The sequence below is a fragment of the Rhodovulum sp. DZ06 genome, assembly GCF_050586345.1.
GTDB lineage: Bacteria > Pseudomonadota > Alphaproteobacteria > Rhodobacterales > Rhodobacteraceae > JBOCEF01.
Genome location: NZ_JBOCEF010000019.1, coordinates 1 through 20,525 on the forward strand (window position 1 = coordinate 1; position 20,525 = coordinate 20,525).

18 protein-coding genes are annotated in these 20,525 nt (G+C 71.5%); 16 read left to right on the forward strand and 2 right to left on the reverse strand.

What is annotated here, in order from left to right; translation table 11 throughout:
• Nucleotides 1–337: 337 nt before the first annotated feature.
• A complete protein-coding gene (locus tag ACQ5SO_RS10280) occupies nucleotides 338–1,513 on the forward strand; it encodes a MalY/PatB family protein (RefSeq protein ID WP_430941509.1) in 1,176 nt (391 codons plus the stop codon).
• A 151-nt stretch (nucleotides 1,514–1,664) separates the two neighbouring features.
• Nucleotides 1,665–2,090 carry a GFA family protein gene (locus ACQ5SO_RS10285; protein ID WP_430941510.1) on the forward strand — a complete coding sequence of 142 codons (426 nt, stop codon included), beginning with the start codon at nucleotides 1,665–1,667 and terminating at the stop codon, nucleotides 2,088–2,090.
• A 74-nt stretch (nucleotides 2,091–2,164) separates the two neighbouring features.
• Here ACQ5SO_RS10285 and ACQ5SO_RS10290 read toward each other — a convergent pair whose 3' ends face one another.
• Complete coding sequence (locus ACQ5SO_RS10290; protein WP_430941511.1) at nucleotides 2,165–2,929, reverse strand: GNAT family N-acetyltransferase; 765 nt, start codon at nucleotides 2,927–2,929, stop codon at nucleotides 2,165–2,167.
• 391 nt (nucleotides 2,930–3,320) lie between these two features.
• Here ACQ5SO_RS10290 and ACQ5SO_RS10295 point away from each other — a divergent pair, with 391 nt between their 5' ends.
• The 12 genes from ACQ5SO_RS10295 (at nucleotide 3,321) to ACQ5SO_RS10350 (ending at nucleotide 15,117) form a co-directional block, all read left to right on the forward strand.
• Nucleotides 3,321–4,295 carry an HpcH/HpaI aldolase/citrate lyase family protein gene (locus tag ACQ5SO_RS10295; protein ID WP_430941512.1) on the forward strand — a complete coding sequence of 325 codons (975 nt, stop codon included), beginning with the start codon at nucleotides 3,321–3,323 and terminating at the stop codon, nucleotides 4,293–4,295.
• Nucleotides 4,296–4,491: 196 nt separating this feature from the next.
• A complete protein-coding gene (locus ACQ5SO_RS10300; RefSeq protein ID WP_430941513.1) occupies nucleotides 4,492–6,000 on the forward strand; it encodes an alkaline phosphatase in 1,509 nt (502 codons plus the stop codon).
• Between the two features lie 85 nt (nucleotides 6,001–6,085).
• The gene (locus tag ACQ5SO_RS10305) at nucleotides 6,086–6,511 is read left to right on the forward strand and encodes a hypothetical protein (protein ID WP_430941514.1); all 426 of its coding nucleotides are present in this window, start codon (nucleotides 6,086–6,088) and stop codon (nucleotides 6,509–6,511) included.
• Nucleotides 6,508–7,203, forward strand: coding sequence for an ATP-binding cassette domain-containing protein (locus ACQ5SO_RS10310; protein WP_430941515.1), 696 nt, complete (start codon nucleotides 6,508–6,510; stop codon nucleotides 7,201–7,203). Before ACQ5SO_RS10305 ends, ACQ5SO_RS10310 begins: the two co-directional genes overlap by 4 nt.
• A gap of 3 nt (nucleotides 7,204–7,206) precedes the next feature.
• Nucleotides 7,207–8,658, forward strand: coding sequence for an ABC transporter permease (locus ACQ5SO_RS10315; protein WP_430941516.1), 1,452 nt, complete (start codon nucleotides 7,207–7,209; stop codon nucleotides 8,656–8,658).
• Nucleotides 8,659–8,896: 238 nt separating this feature from the next.
• Nucleotides 8,897–9,907, forward strand: a complete 1,011-nt coding sequence (locus ACQ5SO_RS10320) for an ABC transporter substrate-binding protein (protein WP_430941517.1) — start codon at nucleotides 8,897–8,899, stop codon at nucleotides 9,905–9,907.
• Nucleotides 9,907–10,767: an ABC transporter ATP-binding protein gene (locus ACQ5SO_RS10325; RefSeq protein WP_430941561.1), complete on the forward strand. Its 861-nt coding sequence runs from the start codon at nucleotides 9,907–9,909 to the stop codon at nucleotides 10,765–10,767. The genes ACQ5SO_RS10320 and ACQ5SO_RS10325 overlap by 1 nt, the downstream gene beginning before the upstream one ends.
• On the forward strand, nucleotides 10,764–11,633 hold the full coding sequence (locus tag ACQ5SO_RS10330) for an ABC transporter permease (RefSeq protein ID WP_430941518.1): 870 nt from the start codon (nucleotides 10,764–10,766) through the stop codon (nucleotides 11,631–11,633). The genes ACQ5SO_RS10325 and ACQ5SO_RS10330 overlap by 4 nt, the downstream gene beginning before the upstream one ends.
• A 2-nt stretch (nucleotides 11,634–11,635) precedes the next feature.
• Nucleotides 11,636–12,922: a cytosine deaminase gene (locus ACQ5SO_RS10335; RefSeq protein WP_430941519.1), complete on the forward strand. Its 1,287-nt coding sequence runs from the start codon at nucleotides 11,636–11,638 to the stop codon at nucleotides 12,920–12,922.
• Complete coding sequence (locus ACQ5SO_RS10340; RefSeq protein ID WP_430941520.1) at nucleotides 12,919–13,551, forward strand: NAD(P)H-dependent oxidoreductase; 633 nt, start codon at nucleotides 12,919–12,921, stop codon at nucleotides 13,549–13,551. The genes ACQ5SO_RS10335 and ACQ5SO_RS10340 overlap by 4 nt, the downstream gene beginning before the upstream one ends.
• A gap of 17 nt (nucleotides 13,552–13,568) precedes the next feature.
• Entirely contained in the window at nucleotides 13,569–14,210 is a 642-nt protein-coding gene (locus ACQ5SO_RS10345; RefSeq protein ID WP_430941521.1) for an NAD(P)H-dependent oxidoreductase, read from the forward strand.
• 124 nt (nucleotides 14,211–14,334) lie between these two features.
• Nucleotides 14,335–15,117, forward strand: coding sequence for a creatininase family protein (locus tag ACQ5SO_RS10350; protein ID WP_430941522.1), 783 nt, complete (start codon nucleotides 14,335–14,337; stop codon nucleotides 15,115–15,117).
• A gap of 9 nt (nucleotides 15,118–15,126) precedes the next feature.
• Here the strand turns inward: ACQ5SO_RS10350 and ACQ5SO_RS10355 are convergent, their stop codons facing one another.
• Nucleotides 15,127–15,918, reverse strand: a complete 792-nt coding sequence (locus ACQ5SO_RS10355; protein ID WP_430941523.1) for a hypothetical protein — start codon at nucleotides 15,916–15,918, stop codon at nucleotides 15,127–15,129.
• A 128-nt stretch (nucleotides 15,919–16,046) separates the two neighbouring features.
• On the opposite strand from ACQ5SO_RS10355, the gene ACQ5SO_RS10360 reads away from it, so the two are divergent.
• Both ACQ5SO_RS10360 and ACQ5SO_RS10365 read left to right on the forward strand, forming a co-directional pair.
• On the forward strand, nucleotides 16,047–19,796 hold the full coding sequence (locus ACQ5SO_RS10360) for a hypothetical protein (protein WP_430941524.1): 3,750 nt from the start codon (nucleotides 16,047–16,049) through the stop codon (nucleotides 19,794–19,796).
• 224 nt (nucleotides 19,797–20,020) lie between these two features.
• On the forward strand, nucleotides 20,021–20,470 hold the full coding sequence (locus ACQ5SO_RS10365; protein WP_430941525.1) for a DsrE family protein: 450 nt from the start codon (nucleotides 20,021–20,023) through the stop codon (nucleotides 20,468–20,470).
• Nucleotides 20,471–20,525: the final 55 nt, after the last annotated feature.

Sequence of the window (20,525 nt, forward strand, 5' to 3'; positions counted from 1 at the left end):
GATCCCCCTTGCATCCCCCTTCTTTTGTTTCTGGGATGGTGGCCGCCGTCGCGCCTTCCCTCGACCCGGGGCGCGGGGGGGGGGGGGGGGGGGGGGGGGGGGGGGAGGGGGGGGGGGGGGGGGGGGGGGGGGAGGGGGGGGGGGGGGGGGGGGGGGGGGGGGGTTTTCTCCCCCCCCCCCCCCCCCCCCCCGCCCCCGCCCGCGCCCCCGCCCGCGCCCCCACCCCCGACCCATGACGCGGAAACCGGGGCGGCCTGGCGCCGGGGCCGCTTGCGCCCTCTGCCCGGCGGGCCTAGCCTCCGGCCCGACAAGAGCTTTGTTGCATGGGGTGACGGGAATGACCTTCGACTTCGACCGCGTGATCGACCGCCGCGGCACGCATTGCGCCAAGTGGGACGCGATGGAGCAGATGTTCGGGGTCAGCCCCGATGACGGCATCCCGATGTGGGTGGCGGACATGGACTTCGCCGCGCCCCCCTCGGTGGCCGAGGCGCTGCGCGCGCAGGCCGAGCACGGCGTGTTCGGCTATTACGGCGATCCGTCGTCCTGCAAGGAGGCGATCTGCGACTTCTACGCGGCGCGCCACGCCTGGCGGCCGGACCCCGCCCATATCGCCTTCACGCACGGCCTCGTGGCCGGGACGGCGATCTGCGTGCAGGCCTTCACCGATCCGGGCGACTCGGTGATCCTGTTCACCCCGGTCTACCACGCCTTCCACAAGATCATCCGCGCCAACGGCCGCGAGATCCTGGAATCGCAGATGCCGATGGTGGACGGGCGCTACGAGCTCGACCTCGAGGCCCTCGAGGCGCAGCTCACCGGGCGCGAGAAGATGCTGGTCTTCTGCTCGCCCCACAACCCGTCGGGCCGGGTCTGGTCGCCCGAGGAGATCCGCGCCGTCGCCGCGTTCTGCGAGAAGCACGACCTGGTGTTCGTGTCGGACGAGATCCATTGCGACCTCGTCTTCCCCGGCGCGAAACACACTATCGCCGCCAATGCGGCGCCCGATTTCGCCCACCGCACGGTGGTGATGATCGCCTCGACCAAGACCTTCAACATCGCCGGGGCGCACATGGGCTCGGTGGTGATCTCGGACCCGAAGCTGAAGGCGCGCTTCGATGCGGCGCACATGGCCGCGGGCGCGTCCCCGAACGCCATCGGCATGGTGATGACCGAGGCGGCCTGGCGCGGCGGGGCCGACTGGCTCGACGCGCTGGTCGGGTATCTCGACGGCAACCGCAAGCTGTTCGACGAAGGGGTGAACGCCATCCCCGGGCTGAAATCGATGGAGCTGGAGAGCACCTACCTCGCCTGGGTCGATTTCTCGGGCACCGGGATGGAGGCGGCGGAATACACGCACCGCGTCGAGCAGGTGGCGAAGATCGCCGCCAACCATGGCCCCACCTTCGGCAAGGGCGGCGAGGGCTTCCTGCGGTTCAACTTCGCCACCCGCCGCGCGCTGGTGGAGGAGGCGGTCGGGCGGCTGCAGGACGCGTTCAAGGACCTGCAGTGAGGCGCCCCGCCGGATGAAGCGGAGGCCCGCCCCCGCGGCGGGCCTTTTTCGTTTCACGGATGGCGCGGATTGCGTGCATCCCGCCGCTGGCGCGGGCGGCGCGGCGTGCCAGGCTCCGCCCCCGATCAAGCGCCACGGGAGGGCTGCGCGGATGAGCGACGAGACCGGCGACGGAACCAATGCGGGGTGCCTGTGCGGCGCCGTGCGGATGCGGATCGACGGGGCGCCGAGCCGCGTCGTGCAATGCTGCTGCACCGATTGCCAGAAATCGACCGGCGGCGGCTCGGTGCTGGTGGCGCTGGCGCCGCGCGCCTCGGTGCATATCGAGACGGGCGAGACCCGCTCCTACGCCGTGCCGGGCGAGAGCGGCGCGGGCGTGACCCGGCATTTCTGCCCGCAATGCGGCACGCCGCTGTTCTCGGAGCTGGGCAAGTATCCCGACCTGCTGGCGCTGAAGGCCGGGGTCTGGGATGTGGACCCGGGGCTGAAACCCTCGGCCGTGCTGTGGGCGAGCAGCGCCGCGCCCTGGCACGTGCTGCCCGACGACATCCCGCGCTTCGACCGCGCCGCGGGCTGAGCCCGCCGCCCGGGATGCGCGAAAGGCCCGCCCGGTTCCCCGGGCGGGCCTTTTCCCTGCCGCGGCGCGGCCCCTCAGCGCGATCCGCCGGTCCAGAACCGCCGGTTGGCGCGCAACAGCAGCGCGGCCAGCCGCGCCTCGTCCATCGCGAGATCGAACAGCAGCTTCATCGGCTTCGCCCGCTGCACCGGGATCAGCCCCGAGACATCCGGCCCGTCGGCCTCCAGCTCGGCGTCCAGCGATTTCGCGAGGCCCACCATGGGGCTGTTCGAGCGGGTGGTGTGCACCACCAGCTTCTCGTGCCCCCGCGCCGCGGCGCGGTCGAGCGCGCGGGCCAGCAGCGCGTGGCCCACGCCCTGCCCGCGGAAGGGCTTCTCGACGGTGACGGCGGCCTCGACGGCGGGGCCATGCTCGTCGAGCTCCACCACCCCGCGCAGGGCGTGGTCCTGGAACCAGCCGATGACGTGGCGGTGCGGGGCGAAGGCCTCGTCCACGTGGTCCTCGAGCACCGAGGCCTTGATCGGGCCGTGGAAGCGGCGGCGCAGGTCGTCCTCCGAGAGGCGCAGGAAGTGGTCGGTCAGCTTCTCGCGCTCGGAGGAGAGCAGCGAGCGGATGATGCCCTTCGTGTGGCCCCCGGCGGCGGGCGCGGGCGCCTCGGGCGAGGGCGCGTCCGGCGCGTCGGGCGCCGCCTCGGCCCGGGGCGCGCCGGCGCGCGCGGGCGGGTCGATGGCGGCGTAGGGCGCGGCGGCGGGCGCCGCGGCGCGGTCCCCGTCCGGGGCGGCCACGGGATGCGCCGGGCGGTGGGCGGCGGCGCGGAGGATGTCGGAAAGGGCGGCCATGGGCGGCTCCTGCTCTGCATGCGGCGGATCGCGGCGCGGGCTCTTGAGCATGGCCAGTCGCGGCGGCGGTTCGCCTCCCTTGCCCCGGGAACATGCGCCCGACTTCCGCGAACGGCAACCTGCGCCCGGCGCATGGCCGCTATGGCGGCGCCGCTGCAACGCGGCATTCACCGCCGCGCCATGCGCAGGCCGGATTCGGGGCGGATTCGGGGCGGGGTCGGGGCGGGGTCGGGGCGGGGTCGGGGCGGCGCCCGCCCCCGTTCCCGGCCCCTCTTGCCGCGGCGCAGCGATGCCCGTTGACCTTCCCCGGGCAAAATCGTATCGCTTCTGCGAAATCGTGCGCAACAATCTGTCGCGCAACGCCGCAAACCCTCTCCCGGAGACGACGTCCATGAGCTTCAAGGTCCAGCCCGCCGCCCCCGCCCGCCCGAACCGCTGCCAGCTGTTCGGCCCGGGTTCGAACACCAAGCTGCACCCGAAGATGGCCGCCTCCGCCGCCGACGTGATCAATCTCGACCTCGAGGATTCCGTCGCCCCCGCCGACAAGCCGCAGGCGCGCAAGAACATCATCGAGGCGATCAACACCCTCGACTGGGGGACCAAGACCGTCTGCGTGCGGATCAACGGCCTCGACACCCCCTACTGGTATCGCGACGTGGTCGAGGTGCTGGAGGAGACCAACGGCCGCCTCGACATGATCATGATCCCCAAGGTGGGCTGCGCCGCCGACGTCTACGCCGTGGACGCGCTGGTCAGCGCGATCGAGGCCGCCAAGGGCTCGACCAAGCGCATCGCCCTTGAAGTGATCATCGAGACGGCCGCGGGCCTGGCCCACGTTGAAGAGATCGCCGCGTCCTCGCCGCGCCTCGAGGCGATGTCGCTGGGCGCCGCGGATTTCGCCGCCTCGATGGGCATGGCGACCACCGGCATCGGCGGCACGCAGGCCAATTACTACATGCTGTCCGGCGACGCGTCGTCGGAGTCCCGCGCGGTGTCCTACCCCGACCCGTGGCACCACGTGACCTCGGCCATCGTCTCGGCCTGCCGCACCCATGGCATCCTGCCGGTGGACGGGCCCTTCGGCGATTTCTCGGATGACGAGGGCTACATCGCCCAGGCCAGGCGTTCGGCCACCATGGGCATGGTCGGCAAATGGGCCATCCACCCCAAGCAGATCGCGCTGGCCAACCAGGTCTTCACCCCGTCCGAGGAAGCCGTGACCGAGGCGCGCGAGATCCTCGCGGCGATGGAAGAGGCCGACAAGGCCGGCTCCGGCGCCACCGTCTACAAGGGCCGCCTCGTGGACCTCGCCTCGATCCGCCAGGCGCAGGTGATCGTGAAGCAGGCCGAGATGATCGCCGGCTGATACGGAGACCCCGCCGCATTCCCGGCGCCGAATTGTTGCAATTGGAAAGGGCGCGTCCATCAATGGACGCGCCCGATCCTTTTCCGAGGGTCGTGAAAACGAGATGCGGCCGTCATCCGCCTGTCATCGTCCCGCGCCTACAGGGACGTCCCGGCGGCCGGCGGCGGCCGTATCCGATGACAGGGAGCCCATCCGAATGTTCCGACCTCTGCTGATCGCCACGACCGCGCTCGTCGCCCTGCCCGCCTTCGCCCAGGCGCCCGCGACGCCCGCGCAGGATCCCTGGTACCAGGACGCGCAGGCGGCGCTCCAGGACCGCCTCGCGCGCACGCCCAACACCAACCGCGCCAAGAACATCATCCTGTTCGTCGCCGACGGCAACGGCGTGGGCACCAACTTCGCCACCCGCGTCTGGGTCGGCCAGCAGCAGGGCGGGATGGGCGAGGAGCACGTCCTGCCGCACGAGCGTTTCGCGCACCTGGGCCTCTCCAAGACCTACAACACCAATTCCCAGACCCCGGACTCGGCCGGCACCGCCACCGCCTTCATGGCCGGGGTGAAGGCCCGCGCCGGGGTGATCGGCGTGGACGAGAGCGTGATCCGCGGCGACTGTTCGGGCGTCGCGGCGGGAGCGGTGCCCAGCATCGCCGAGATCCTCTCGGACCAGGGCAAGGCCGTCGGCATCGTCAGCACCGCGCGCCTGACCCACGCCACCCCCGCGACCGCCTACGCCCATGCCGCCGACCGCAATTTCGAGGATGACGGCGACCTGCCCGCGGGCTGCGCCGTGCCCGACATCGCGGCCCAGCTGCTCGAGGCGATGAAGGCCGGGACCGTCGACATCGCCATGGGCGGCGGCCGGCGCCATTTCCTGCCCGGCGACGTGAAGGGCGAGGAAGGCAAGTCCGGCAAGCGCGAGGACGGCCGCAACCTGGTGGCCGAGGCGCAGGCGGCGGGCATCGCCTATGTCTGGAACGACGAGACCTTCGCCGCCGCCGACCTGTCGGGCGGCGTCTCGGGCGCCGGGGTGCTGGGGCTGTTCGAGTCCAGCCACATGAAATACGAGCATGACCGCACCGGCGAGCCGTCGCTGGCCGAGATGACCGCCGCCTCCATCGCCGCCCTCGCGTCCCGCGGCGGCGAGAACGGGTATTTCCTGCAGGTCGAGTCGGGCCGGGTCGATCACGGCAACCACGCGGGCAACCTGCACCGCGCGGTCACCGACGGCGCCGCCTTCGCCGCCGCCATCGCGAAGGCGGTGGAGATGACCTCGGACCAGGACACGCTGATCATCGTCACCGCCGACCATGACCACGCCATCACCTTCCCCGGCTATTGCGGCCGCGGCACGCCGATCACCGGGCTGTGCATGAAGCCCTCGAAGACCGGGGTGATGCATACGGGCGAGCCGAACCTGGCCGATGACGGCAAGCCCTACACCGCGGTGCTCTATGGCAACGGCCCGGGCTCGGTGCTCAAGGAGCAGGCGGACGGCACCTATTCCGGCGCCCGCCCCGACCTGACGCAGGAAGAGGCGACCGATCCCGACTACCTGCAGCAGGCGCTGCTGCCGATGCGCTCGGAAACCCACTCGCCGGTGGACGTGGCGATCTATGCGAACGGCCCCTGGGCGCATCTCGTCGACGGCACCGTGGAGCAGAACTACATCTTCCACGTGATGATGCACGCCGCGACCGCCGAGTGACCGGCGCCTGAAGACCGGGCCGCGCGGCGGAGGGAACCTGCCGCGCGGCCCTTTCCATGTCCGACCCGCCTTGCAGGAGGCTCCGATGATCCTTTCGCGCCGCACCGCCCTCGTCGGGGGCCTGTCCCTCGCCCTCGCCCGCCCCGCCGGGGCGGCCGAGAGCTTCCGCGTGCGCGACCTGTGGAACAAGGACATGAGCTTCTCGGGCCTCGCCCGGCGGCTCGATGGCGAACGGGTCGAGGCGCAGGGCTACATGGCCCCGCCGCTGAAGGCCGAGAGCACCTTCTTCGTGCTGACCAACCGGCCCATGTCCGTCTGCCCGTTCTGCGAGACGGAGGCCGAGTGGCCGGACGACATCATGGCCGTGCACACCCGCCGGGTCTTCGACGTGATCCCCTACAACGTGCCCTGCACCGCGACGGGGACCCTGTCGCTGGGGACCGAGACCGAGGCCGAGACCGGCTTCGTGTCGCGCGCGCGGATCATCGAGGCGCGGGTCTCGCGCGGATGAGCGCGGAGGCCGGCGCCGCTTCCGCCCTGCGCGGCCTGCCGCTGGCGGTCCGAAACCTCTCGGTCCGCGCCGGGGGGCGCGAGATCCTGCGCGCCGGGGCGCTGGACCTCGCGCCCGGGCGGCTCCTCGGCCTGCACGGGCCGTCGGGCGCGGGCAAGACCACGCTGCTGCACGCGCTGGCGGGGCTCGCCGCGCCCTCGGCCGGGTCGGTGCGCTGGGGCGGGACCGACCTCGCCGCCCTCTCCCCCGCGGGGCGCGAGGGGTTCCGGCGCGCGCATATGGGCCTGATCTTCCAGGACTTCCTGCTGTTCGAGGAGCTCCCCGCCCTCGCCAACGCCGCCCTGCCCGCCGACTGGGCCCCGAGGGCCGAGCGCGCCGCGATCCGCGCCCGCGCCGCCGCCGCCCTTGCGCGGCTGGGGATCAAGGACCCGAACGCCGCCGTGGCGTCCATGTCGGGGGGCGAGCGGCAGCGGGTCTGCGCCGCCCGCGCGCTGGCCGGGGACCCGGCGATCCTGCTGGCGGACGAGCCCACGGCGGCGCTCGACCGCGCCGCCGCCGACCGGCTGACCGGGGACCTCGTGCGGCTGGCGCGGGAGGCGGGGCGCAGCGTGGTCTGCGTCACCCATGACGCGCGCCTCCTGGACGCGATGGACGAGACGCGGCGCATCGCCGACGGGCGGCTGGAGGGCTGAGGGATGGCGGGGATGGACGTCGCGCTGGACCTCTGGGACCGGCTGCCGCTGGACGTGCAGGACGGCGCCGTCGCGCTGGCGCTGCTGGCGCCGGGGCTGCTGGCCGGGGCGCTGGCCTGCCGCGGGCTGCGGCCCTGGACGGCGGCGCGGGCGCTGTTGCGGCGGAACCGGGGGCTGAACCTGCTGCTGGCGGGGCTGATGGCGCTGTCGGTGGGCCTCGGGGCTGCGCTGACGGCGCAGGAGCGGGCCTTGCGAGAGGGCGCGGCGCGGGCCGCCGACCCGTTCGACGTGATCGTGGCGGCGCCGGGGGACCGGATCTCCTTGATGCTGGCAGCCGTCTATCTTGAACCCACCGATGCGCCGCTGCTGGGGGGCGAGGTTCTGGCGCGCCTCCAGGCCGATCCGCGCGCGGCGCTGGTCGCCCCGATCGCCTTCGGGGACAGCGTGGGCGGGGCGCCGCTGGTCGGCTCCACCGCCGGGTTCGTCGCGCGGATGGGCGGGGTTGCGGAGGGCCGGGTGTTCGAGACCCGGGCCGAGGCGGTGGTGGGCGCCCTGTCGCCGCTGGCCCCGGGCGCAAGCTTCACCCCGGCCCATGGCGCGGCGGGGGCGGCGGACGAACACGCGCATGAGGGCGAGGCGTTCACCGTGGTGGGCCGCCTTGCGCCCACCGGCAGCCCCTGGGACCGGGCGGTGGTGGTCCCGGTGGAGGCGGTCTGGGACGTGCACGGCCTCGCCGACGGCCATGCGCCGGGGGCGGAGGCGGAGGCGGACCACGCCGAGGACCACGCGGGGCATGACCACGCGGACCACGACGAGCAGGACGACCACGGGACTCATGCTGACCACGGGCACGAGGCCCATGACGCCCACGACGCCCGCGCCCGCCTGATCGGCCCGCCCTTCGACCCGGCCTATTTCCCCGGAACCCCGGCCTTCCTGGTGTCGGGCGACACGCTCTGGGCCAATTACGCGCTGCGCAACGACTATGACCGGGACGGGGCGATGGCCTTCCTCCCGGGGGCCGAGCTGGCGCGCCTCCACGGGGTGCTGGGCGACGTGCGCCGGCTGATGTCGCTGATGGCCGGCGCCGCGCAGGCGCTGGTGGCGGCGGGGGCGCTGGCGGGGCTGGCCGCGCTCGCCCGCCTCTTCGCCCCGCGGCTGGCGCTGGCGCGGGCGCTGGGGGCCCCGCGGCGCTACACGCTGGCGGTGATGTGGAGCTATGCGGCCGCGCTGGTCGGCGCCGCGGCGCTGCTCGGCCTGCCCATCGGCTGGGCGGGGGCGCAGCTGGCCTCGTCGCTCGTGGCCGAGCGCACGGGGGTGGCGATGGAGGCCGCGCTCGGCTGGCCCGAGATCCGGCTCGCGGCGGCGTTCTTCTCCTCGGCCGCGGTGCTGGCGCTGGCGCCTGCCGCGCTGGCCCTGCGCCGCGACCCGCGCGAGGACCTGCGGGGGCGCTGAGGCCCTCGCCGCCTCCGCCGCCGCCCCCCGCCGCCCCTGCCCGGCGAATCCCCGAAGCGCGGCGCCGCGCCCATCCGGCGCCCAGAAAACAGGCGCCCGCCCGGCGCGGCGCCCGCGCCTTCAGCGCCGCCCGGCCATTTTCCCTGGCGCCGCCGCGTCCGCTTCACCGGACCTTTGACCCGACGGTCCAGCCGCTCCAAGCTGCGCTGCAATGCAAAAGCAAGGCAGGGAGCCTTCCATGACCCGATTCGCAACCGCCGCCGCGCTGGCCATCCTCGCCGCCGCCGCCACCCCCGCTTCCGCGCTCGAGAAAGTCACCTTCGGCACCAACTGGGTCGCCCAGGCCGAGCATGGCGGCTACTACCAGGCCATCGCAGACGGGACCTTCGAGGCCTGCGGCCTCGAGGTCGAGATCCGTCCCGGCGGCCCGCAGGTCAACAACCGCGCCCTGCTGATGGCCGGCAAGATCGACTTCTTCATGGGCGGCAACCTGCTCCAGCCCTTCTCGGCCGTGAAGGAGGGCATCCCCTTCGTCGTTGTCGCCGCGCATTTCCAGAAAGAGCCGCAGGTCCTGATGACCCACCCGGGCAAGGTGGAGAAGTTCGAGGACCTCGCGACCCTCGACAAGTACATCATCGGCGATGCGGGCTTCACCAGCTTCTTCCAGTACTTCGCCACCGCCTACGGCTTCGATCCGGCCAAGCGCGTGCCCTACACCTACAACCCCGCGCCCTTCATCGCGGATGAGGCCTCGGCCCAGCAGGGCTACGTGACCTCCGAGCCCTACGCGGTGGAAAAAGAGGGCGGCTTCGCCCCCGATGTCTGGCTGCTGGCCGATTACGGCTTCTCGACCTACGCCACCACGGTCGAGACGATGAAGCAGACGATCGCGGACAAGCCCGAGGCGGTGAAATGCTTTGTCGAGGCGTCCTCCATCGGCTGGGCCAACTACCTCTATGGCGATCCCTCGGCGGCCAACGCGCTGATCCAGGAAGCCAACCCGTCGATGACGGATGAGCAGATCGCCTTCTCGCGCGCCTCGATGATCAAGTACGGGATCGTCGATTCCGGCGACAGCCTCGAGCTTGGCATCGGCGGCATGAAGGCCGAGACCTTCAAGGACTTCTACGCCAAGATGATCGACGCAGGGGTTCTCGAGGAAGGCATCGACATCGAGAGCGCCTACACGCTCGAATTCTCCAACTCCGGCGTGGCGCTGCCGGTGAAGAAGAAGCTGCTCGGCGAGTGATGGACGCGCCGCACAGCTACGGGGGGGGCGACCGGCCCCCCTCGGACCCCGCCGGGGAAGCCGCCCGCGCCGCCCAGGCGCAGATCCGCGAAGCCCGCCCAAGGGCGCTGACCATCGAGGGCGTGAGCAAGGTCTTCGGCGGCGAAACCGTCGCCCTCCAGGGCCTGTCGCTCGAGGTCAACCAGGGCGATTTCATCTCGCTGCTCGGCCCGTCGGGCTGCGGGAAATCCACCGCGCTCAAGCTCATCGCCGGGCTGTCGGTCCCGACCGAGGGCCGCATCCGCTGGGAGGAGGGCGGCGCATCCCCGCCCCGCGGCGCGCTCGGCGTCGTGTTCCAGGAACCGACGCTGATGCCCTGGGCGACCGTGGCGCAGAACGTGTGGCTGCCGCTGCGCCTCTCGGGCCGGGCCTTCCGCGCCTGCCGGGACGAGATCGAGGACGCCCTCGCCGCCGTCGGCCTCAAGGGCTTCGGCAAGGCCTACCCGCGCGAGCTGTCGGGCGGCATGAAGATGCGCGTCTCCATCGCCCGGGCGCTGGTCACCAGGCCGTCCGTGATCCTGATGGACGAGCCCTTCGCCGCGCTCGACGAGATCACGCGCTTCAAGCTCAACAACGATTTGCTGGCGCTGCGCGACAAGATCGGCTGCACCGTCATCTTCGTCACCCACTCGGTGTTCGAGAGCGTGTTCCTCTCGGACCGGATCGTGGTCATGGCCGCGCGGCCCGGAAGGGTGATCGAGGAGCTGCACAACGACGAGCCCTATCCGCGCTCGGAGGAATTCCGCACCTCGGCCGATTACGCCGCCCGCTGCCGGGCGGTGTCGGACGCGCTGCACCAGGCGATGGAGGCCAGGGCATGAGCGAGCTTCCCGCAACCGCCGCCGCCCCCGCCGCGGCGCCGCTCCTGGATCCGGAAGAGATCGCCCGCCGCCGCCGCGCGCGGTTCGAGGCCTGGGCCCGCTGGGCGCTGCCGGCGCTGGTGATGATCCTGACCCTCGGGGGCTGGCAGCTGCTGGTCTGGGCGCGGGACATCCCGCCCTACATCCTGCCCGGCCCGATCAAGGTGGCCGAGCAGATGATTACAGACTGGTCGCTGCTCTGGGACGCCTCCTTGATCACCATGACGACCATGGCCGCGGCGCTGGCCGCGGCGGTGACGCTGGGCGTGGGGATCGCGGTGCTGTTCACGCAAAGCCGCGTGGCCGAGCTCTGCTTCTTTCCCTATGCCGTGATCATGCAGGTGACGCCGATCATCGCGGTGGCGCCGCTGATCATCATCTATGTCGACCACCAGTTCCTCTCGATGCTGATCTGCGCCTGGATCGTGGCCTTCTTCCCGATCCTGTCGAACACGACGCTGGGGCTGAACTCGGTCGATCATAACCTGCGCGATCTCTTCACCATCTACGGCGCGACGCGCTGGCAGCGGCTGATCCACCTGCAGCTGCCCGCCGCGCTGCCCTATTTCCTCGGCGGTCTGCGCATCGCCGGGGGGCTGTCGCTGATCGGCGCGGTGGTGGCGGAATACGCCATGGGCACAGGCGGGCGCGGGGCGGGGCTGGCCTTCACCATCCTCGAGGCCTCCTACCGGCTGGTGATCCCGCGCATGTTCGCCGCCCTCGTCCTGATCGCGGTGGTCGGGGTGGCGATCTTCGCGCTGACCTCGCTGATCTCGCACCTGAGTTTGCGTAAATGGCACGAAAGCGCCGTGAAGAGAGAAGTGTAAGAATGGATTTCCGCACCCTGCCGGACGCGCCCCTTCTGCGTCTGGAGAACCTGACCGCCCCCGCCTGCCTGCTGGGCGAGGCGGGGGACCTGGCCTCCGTCTCGCTGACCATCGACCGGACCGCGGGCAAGATCGTCGCCGACGCGCCCGAGGCGGTGGCGGTGGACATGGGCCGGGCCATGGTCCTGCCCTGCTTCACCGACGCGCATACGCATATCGACAAGGGCCATATCTGGCCCCGCGCCGCCAACCCGGACGGCAGCTTCATGGGCGCGCTTCAGACCGTCGGCGCCGACCGGGTGGCGCACTGGTCCGCCGAGGACGTCCGCGCCCGCGCCGATTTCGCCCTGCGCTGCGCCTTCGCCCACGGCACGCGCGCCCTGCGCACCCATCTCGACAGCATTCCGCCGCAGGACGGCATCTCCTGGCCGGTGTTCCGGGAGCTGCGCGCGGACTGGGCGGGACGGGTGGAGCTTCAGGCCGTCTCGCTGGTCCCCGCCGATTTCATCGAGCCGACGGGCGATGGCGGCGCCGCCTTCGCCGCGCTGGCCAAGGTGGTGGCGGAGGCGGGCGGCGTGCTGGGCGCCGTGACCTTCCCGGTCCCGGACCTTCCCGCCCGCCTCGACCGCTTCTTCGCGATGGCCGAGAAGCTGGGCCTCGACGCCGATTTCCATGTCGACGAGACGATGGACCCGACCTCGCGCACCCTTGTCGACGTGGCCGAGGCCGTCATCCGCACCGGCTTCCAGGGCCAGGTGAATTGCGGCCATTGCTGCTCGCTCTCGACCCAGTCCGAGGCAGAGCTGGCCGAGAGCATCGAGAAATCCGCCAGGGCCGGCCTCGCCGTCATCTCCCTGCCGATGTGCAACATGTACCTGCAGGGCCGCCACCCCGGGCGCACCCCGCGCGGGCGCGGCGTGACCGCGGTGCAGGAGCTGGCGGCGGCGGGGATCCCCGTGGCCTTCGCCTCGGACAACACCCGCGATCCGTTCTACGCCTATGGCGATCTCGACATGCTCGAGGTGCTGCGCGAGGCGGTGCGCATCGCCCACCTGGACCATGGCCGCCCCGACTGGGCCAGGGCCTTCACCGAGACCCCGGCGCAGATCTGCGGCGCGGCCCCGGCGGGCCTGGCCGTTGGCGATCCCGCCGACCTCGTCCTCTTCCGCGCCCGCGCGTGGTCCGAGCTTCTCTCCCGCCCCCAGTCCGACCGCATCGTGCTGCGCGGCGGGACGGCAATCGACCGCACCCTGCCGGATTACGCCGAACTCGACGGGTTGATGGGATGAGCGCCCCGGCGAAACCACGTGCATTCGTCCTCTACGCCCATCCCGTCCCCGACAGCTTCGCCGCCGCGGTCCACGCCGCGACGGTCGAGACGCTGGAGGAGGCGGGATGGGAGGTCGACGATTGCGACCTCTACGCCGAGGGATTCGATCCGCGCCTGACCCGCGAAGAACGCGAGGGCTATCACGACGTCGGCCCCAACCTCGAACCCGTGGCCGACTACGTGGCGCGACTCCGCGCCGCAGACGGGCTGTTTCTGTGCTTCCCCGTTTGGAATTTCGGGTATCCTGCTATCTTGAAGGGGTTCTTCGACCGGGTGTTCCTGCCCGGCGTCTCCTTCGCGCTGGAGGACGGAAAGGTCCGCCCCGCGCTGGGAAACATCCGCACGCTGGCCGCCTGCTGCACCTATGGGGCGAGCCGCTGGCGCGCGTTCCTCGCCGGGGATCCGCCGCGCAGGACCGTCACGCGGCCCCTGCGCTATTGCCTCCATCCCAGGGCCCGGACGCGCTTTCTCGCGCTCTACGACATGAACCGGGCCGACCACTCCGCCCGCGCGGCATTCCTCGCGCGGGTCAGACGCGACCTCGCGGCGCTGGACCTGCCCCCTCCCCGGGAGGCCGGCGCCGACTGACCCAGGCTTATCCTCGCATGCGCGCCCTCGTGATCCACTGCCACCCCGCCCCCGACAGTTATGCCGCCGCCGTGCGCGACACGGTGCTGAACCGCCTCGCGGCCGGGGGGGCCGAGACCCGCCTCGTCGACCTCTATGCCGACGGGTTCCGCCCGGCGATGACCCCTGCCGAATGGGCCTGCTATGACCGCTGCCCGGACAACGTGGAGCCCATCGCCGACCATGCCGCCGCCCTGCGCTGGGCCGACGCGCTGATCTTCACCTACCCGACCTGGTGGTACGGCCAGCCCGCCATGCTCAAGGGCTGGCTGGAGCGGGTGCTGATCCCCGAGGTCGCCTTCACCTCGCCCTCCGCCGGGCCGATCCGCCCGGGCCTGACGCATATCCGCAGCCTCGGGGTGTTCACCACCTGCGGGGCGTCGAGGAAGCTCACCTGGTGGGTCGGATCGCCGGGCAAGCGCACCCTGACGCGCGGGCTGCGGATGATCCTGCACCCGGCCGCGCGCACCTTCTTCGCGGCGCATTACGACATGGACGCCTCGACGCCCGAGAGCCGCGCGCGGCACCTCGCGAAGGTCGCGGCGCAGGTCGACCGGATGACCCGCAAGGCCCCCGCCAGCGCCCCCCTGCCCGAGCCCGGGATCGCCATCCCCGCCTGACGCGCCCCCTGCCCGCCCGCGCACCCGCCCGACGTTTCGAAGATGGGGGGCGCAGGGCGGGCCGGATGCGGCGGGCGAAGCCTGCCGCGATGGGCCGCTCTGCGCCCCCCTCCAAGGACCCCCCATGCACCGTTTCGACTGGGCCGCCCGCCCCGCCCCCGCCTTCGCGTCGATCGACCCGATGCGCGCCATCGCCATCCTGCCCACCGCGGCGATCGAGCAGCACGGCCCCCACCTGCCCGTCGGCGTCGACACCATGATCGCCGAGGGGATGCTGAACACCCTGCGCGCCCGCGCCCCTTCGGACATGGACCTCGCCATCCTGCCCGTGCAGGCGGTGGGCAAGTCGAACGAGCATCTCTGGGCCGCCGGCACCCTGACCCTGACCGCCGAGACCGCCCTGCGCGCCTGGACCGAGATCGGCCTCTCCGTCGCCCGCGCCGGTTTCCGCAAGATCGTCATCGTCAATTCCCATGGCGGCAATCTCGACCTCGTCTCCATCCTGTCGCGCGAATTGCGGGTGAAGGCGGGCATGCTCGCCGTCAAGTCCCAGTGGTTCGGCTTCGGCTCGCCCCAGGGGATGTATTCGGACGACGAGCGCGCCTATGGCATCCATGGCGGCGACGCCGAGACGTCCCTGATGCTGCATTTCCGCCCCGAGACGGTGGACATGAGCAAGGCCGAAGACTTCCGCTCCACCGCCGAGGACGGCGGCATCCAGCCCATCGGCGGCATCACCTATGGCTGGATGGCGTCCGACCTGAACCCCGCGGGGGTGGTCGGCAACGCCGCCATCGCGACGGCCGAGAAGGGCCGCGCCACGGCCGAGCACCAGGTGGACGGGTTCATCAAGCTTCTGCGCGCGGTCGAGGCGCATCCGCTCGACGGCTTCGCCCCCGTCGCCTGAGGGGGCCCCTCAGAACCAGACCTTCGCGCCGAAATTCAGCCCGTAGGTCCAGAAATAGTCGGTCGGGTGCAGGCGCATCCCGAACTCGGCCGACACAGTGTCCGACACCTGCCGCGACAGCGCCCAGGTGAACAGCGGCTGGACCCGCCAGCGCGTCTCCCGCTCGTCGATCTGCAGGAAGGCCGAGCGGATGTCGAGCCGGGTGCGCGAATAGAACGCCGTCGCCCCGGCGCCGAGGCGCATCTCCCAGGCCCGGTCCTCCGCCCCCCAGCGCAGGGCCGGGACCGACAGCTCCAGCCCCCCGGCCAGGATCTCCGCCTCCAGCGTCGCCCAGGTCGGGTCGGTCAGGATCCCGAACCCCGAGGGCGCGGCCAGGTCCAGCCGGTTCTCGTCATACATCACCGAGGCGCGCAGCAGCGGGATCCGCCCGCCCGGCAGCTCCAGCTCCGGCAGCTCCGCCTCGATCCAGCCGAACAGCGCCGGCTTGCGCCCCAGCCGCCACGAGAAATCGTCGGGAATGCCGTTGGGCGCGAGGTCGTAAAGCCCCCCCGCCGCGCCCTCGCCGTCCGAGCCCCCGGCCCCGCCGCCGCCCGAGCCGCCGCCGAACAGATCCTCGAGCCAGTCCTCGACCAGCGGGGCGGCGTATTCGTCATAGACGCCGATATGGGAGGTCTTGCCGAGGCCGAGGCCGATGGCGAAGCGCCGGTCTTCGGCGGCCGCGTCCGGCGGCGCGGCGCCGAGCGCCGCGGCCAGAAAAATTGCAGCGACGCGCGCGCACGGTAATGTTAATGAACTGTGCATGCAGCTTCCGGCCCTACACCCGCGCGCATTTTTCGGCAACCCGGACGCCACGCCAGACACGGCGGCAGTCTAACGAGATCTCGCGCGGAACGCAATACGGCCTTCTTGCGCTTCAGGAGTAAACATCGATGAGCGTTGGATACTATACCGGCACCCCGCCGCAGGACTTTCTGGATTTTCTTGACAGCTACCTGATTTCTTCGGGGAACGGTTCAGCCATCGACGCGCTTCTTGGCGTGATCACCACCTGGGAACTGGACGCGCCGCAGATCACCGCCATCGGCTCCACCGGCATGACGTTCACCTCGCCGACCGGCCAGACGCTGGAGATCGCCGGCAGCGGCTTCGGCCCGATCACCTCGATCACCGATCTCGAGGCCGCCTTCAACGACTGGGCCGCGGCCATGCTGGCCCTCGACGGCAGCGGCACGGCGACGCTCGACTCCATCACCCTGCGCGACGCCTCCTCCAACATCCTCGGGCAGCTGACTCTGACCGCCGGGTCGCTGGCGCTGACGGTGGGCGATCTCGAGGTCAAGTTCACCGGGTCCTTCCCGACCTCGGCCACCGCGCTCACGAACATCATCCTCGAATTCTACAGCCCGTCGGGGAGCGAAGCCGGCGGCACGTTCGACGGCGCGCTGCTGCCGCCCGAGTTCTACAACCCCGCCACCGCGCTGGCCGCCGCCTATGGCGTGACCGGCATCGAGGTGCGCGAGGCCGGCGTGCTGCAGGGCGAGGTGACCTTCACCCCCGGCGGCGCCGTGGCCACCGCCGCGGGCCATACCGGGACCATGACCGGGACCTTCCCGCTGACCCTCGCCGACTGGATCGAGGCGATGCTGAACGCCGAGGCCGGCAATTCCCCCGGCATCCTGTTCAACTCGCTGATCGTCGAGAACCCGTTCGGCGGGCAGGTGTTCGAGATCAGCTATCCCGGCCTCGACCTCGCGGCCTACGAGTGGGTCGAGGGCTCCGAGTTCGGCGACCACCTCTCGCTCGACGGCTATTACACCAGCGTCCTGGCGCTGGGCGCCGAGGGCAATGACTATATCGACGACTACCGCTGGGACGGGCTGACCTCCTGGGGCGCGATCTACGACGACATCCTCGACGGCGGCCCGGGCAGCGACGTCATCTTCTCCTATACCGGCGACGACCTGATCCTGCCCGGCGCCAATGACGGCGGCGACAGCATCCTGATCGGCCTCGGCGACAAGACCGTCGATTTCGACGCCGCCTCCGAGGCGCCGATCAGCTACTACCACCTCGACTACACCACCGCCGCCTGGGACATCATGGCCGAACAGGGCCTGGCGGGCCCGGCGGCGATGCTGTTCGACATCACCGACCTCTCCGGCCATGTCTGGAAGGGCTGGACCGGCGGGTCGGCGCGGTTCTACACCGACACCCTGCTGAACATGGACCAGATCAACGGCGACCTCGGCGGGCTCGGCATCACCGCGGGCGCGGGCGACGACGTGGCCAATCTCAGCATCTCGGCCCCGGGCAGCTGGGTGTCCTTCGAGGGCCTGCAGGGCGACGACACCATCATCGGCTCCGAGAACTGGGAAGTGCTGCGCCATGCCTCCTGGGCCGGGTCGGGCATCACCGTCACCGCCACCGGCGGCGACGCGGACGGCAACGACGGCACGGTGCTGGACGAGTTCGGCGACACCGACACCTTCGAGGCGATCGAGGAGGTCCGCGGCACCTCGTTCGACGATTACTACCACGGTTCGGTCGGCGACGACCGCTTCATCCCCTATGGGGGGAACAACTACTTCGACGGCGGCGCCGGGTTCGACCGCGTGCGCTATGACCAGAGCAACGTGCACGACGTCTATGTCGACATGCGCGACGGCAGCGCCTCGGTGCTGCGCGACACCGGCGATCCGTTCGGCCTCGAGCATTCCTTCGACACGCTGATCAGCGTCGAGCACGTGCGCATGGGCCGCGCGGGCCAGCAGACCTTCATCGGCGCCGACGTGGACGAGCGGGTCCGCGGCCGCGGCGAGTGGAACGATTACGACATGGGCGGCGGCGACGATTACGTCGAGGCCTATTACGGCGGCGAGCACTACGTGCGCGGCGGCGAGGGTTCGGACACGGTGCGCATCTACGCCGCGCTCGGCGACCTGACCGTCGACGTCCAGGCCGGCTACGTCGCCTTCGACGACGGCAACGGCTATTACGTCGAGGTCGACCGCGACGTCGAGGTGGTGAGCTTCAGCGACGTGACCGTCGATCTGCCGGTCGCCTTCGAGTACACCGACGCGGGCGTGCTGGGCGAGGTCGGCACGGTCACGGTCGAGCAGGCCGGCAGCGACCAGTGGCACACGGTCCTGTTCGCCGACACCATCGAGAACGCGGTCGTGGTCATGGGCCCGCCCAGCTTCGCCGGCGCCCAGCCGCTGAACGTGCGCGTGCGCAACGTCACCGACGCGGGCTTCGAGTTCCAGCTCGACGAGTGGGACTATCTCGACGGCGGCCACATCGCCGAGACGGTCAGCTGGATCGCCATCTCCGAGGGCGAGCACACGCTGGCCGACGGGCGGCGCATCTCGGCCGGGGAGACCTCCTCGAACCATGACTTCGCCAATGGCGCGGTCAGCTTCGACCGGGCCTTCGACGCGGCGCCGATCGTGCTGACCCAGGCCGCCTCGGTGAACGGCGCGGCCGCGGTGACCACCCGCGTCAGCGGCGTGAGCGCGGACGGCTTCAGCACCCGCGTGCAGGAAGAACAGGGCGGCGACGGCTTCCACGCCTATGAGGACATCGGCTGGATCGCGGTCGAGGCCGGGACCAACCCAGCCGAAGGCATCGTCGCCGGGATCAACGGCGCCATCGGCTCGGCCGGCGGGGCGCTCTCCTACGGGACCGGCTTCTCGGCCGCCCCCGCGCTCTTCGCCTCGATCCAGTCCTATAACGGGCCGGACCCGGCGGCGCTGCGCTACACCGCCAACACCGCCACGGGCGCGAGCGTGTTCACCGAGGAGGAGGACAGCTTCGACGCCGAGCTGTTCCACGCGAACGAGGCCGTGGGCTTCCTCGCGCTCGAGACCGGCGTTCTGGCCGGCGCCCGCCAGGGCATGCAGGCCGGGACCGCGCTGGTCGACCAGGCCGATTCCAACGAATGGCACTACGTCGCCTTCGACGCCCCCATCGCCGACGCGGTGGTGGTGATGGGCCCGCCCTCGCTCAACGGCGAACAGCCGCTGAACGTGCGGGTGCGCAACGTCACCGACGCCGGGTTCGAGTTCCAGCTCGACGAGTGGGATTACCTCGACGGCGGCCATATCGCCGAGCACGTGGGCTGGTTCGCCATCTCGGCGGGCGAGCACACGCTGGGCAATGGCGAGACCATCGTGGCGGGCCGTGCGAACACCAACCACACCTTCACCGAGGTGGACATGGGGACCGGCTTCGGCGCCGACACCCCGTTCGTCTTCGCCCAGGTCGCCTCGACCAACGGCGCGGCGGCGACCGCGGCGCGGATCCGCAACGTCGACAGCGACAGCTTCGAGGTGCTGGTGCAGGAGGAGCAGGGGGCCGACGGCTTCCACGCGGTCGAGGAGATCAACTGGATCGCGGTCCATACCGGCGTCGCGCCGGACCCGGAGGGGGTCGACTCGCTCACCGTCGGCTCCTCCGCCACCGCCGTGGACTTCGACATGTCCTTCGGCTCCACCCCCGTGGTGCTGGCGACGATGCAGAGCTACGCGGGGCCGGACCCGGCGTCGCTGCGCCTCGGCAACCTCTCCTCCTACGGGTTTGACCTGCTGGTGCAGGAAGAGACCTCGGCCGACGCCGAGATGGACCACGCGGACGAGCTGGTGGCCTGGGCCGCGATCTCGGCCGGGTACGAGATGCTCTGACCCCGCCTTCCACGGGACGGCTTCCGGCGGCCGCCGCGCGCAAGCGCGGCGGCCGTTTCGCGTTCGGGGCCCGGCGCATGTCTTCCCCCTGCCGCCCCCGCCATCGTTTCCACGCGGGAGAATGTAAAACCTGCTTTGCGGTTCCGGTTTCCGGGCCTAGGCTTCGGGCACGGGACGCGGCCGCGCACAAGGCCGGCGCCCGGACAATTCGGGAGGAATGTAAGATGAAGCTGCGCCATGCCGCCGCCGCCGTGATGCTCTCCGCCGCCGCGTTCGCCGCCGCGCCCGCGCCCGTGGCGGCCGCCGAGCCGACCCGCGTGGTGTTCCATATCGACGAGAACGACCCGCAGAAGATGAACATGGTCCTGAACAACGTTCAGAACCTGGCCTCCCACTATGCCGCCCAGGGGCGCGAGACCGAGATCGAGGTGGTCGCCTACGGCCCCGGCCTGCACATGCTGCGCGCCGACACCAGCCCGGTGAAGGACCGGATCTCGGCCATGGCGCTGGAGCATGACGCGCTGGCCTTCTCGGCCTGCGGCAACACCATGGCGGCGATGGAGAAGAAGTCGGGCAAGCCGACCGAGCTGGTCTCCGAGGCGCACATGACCCCCTCGGGCGTCGCGCGGCTGGTGGACCTGCAGCTCGACGGCTGGATCTACGTGCGGCCCTGACGCCCGCGCCCGGGGCGCCCCTGCCCGCCCGCCGGATCCCCGCGCGGGGCCGGGC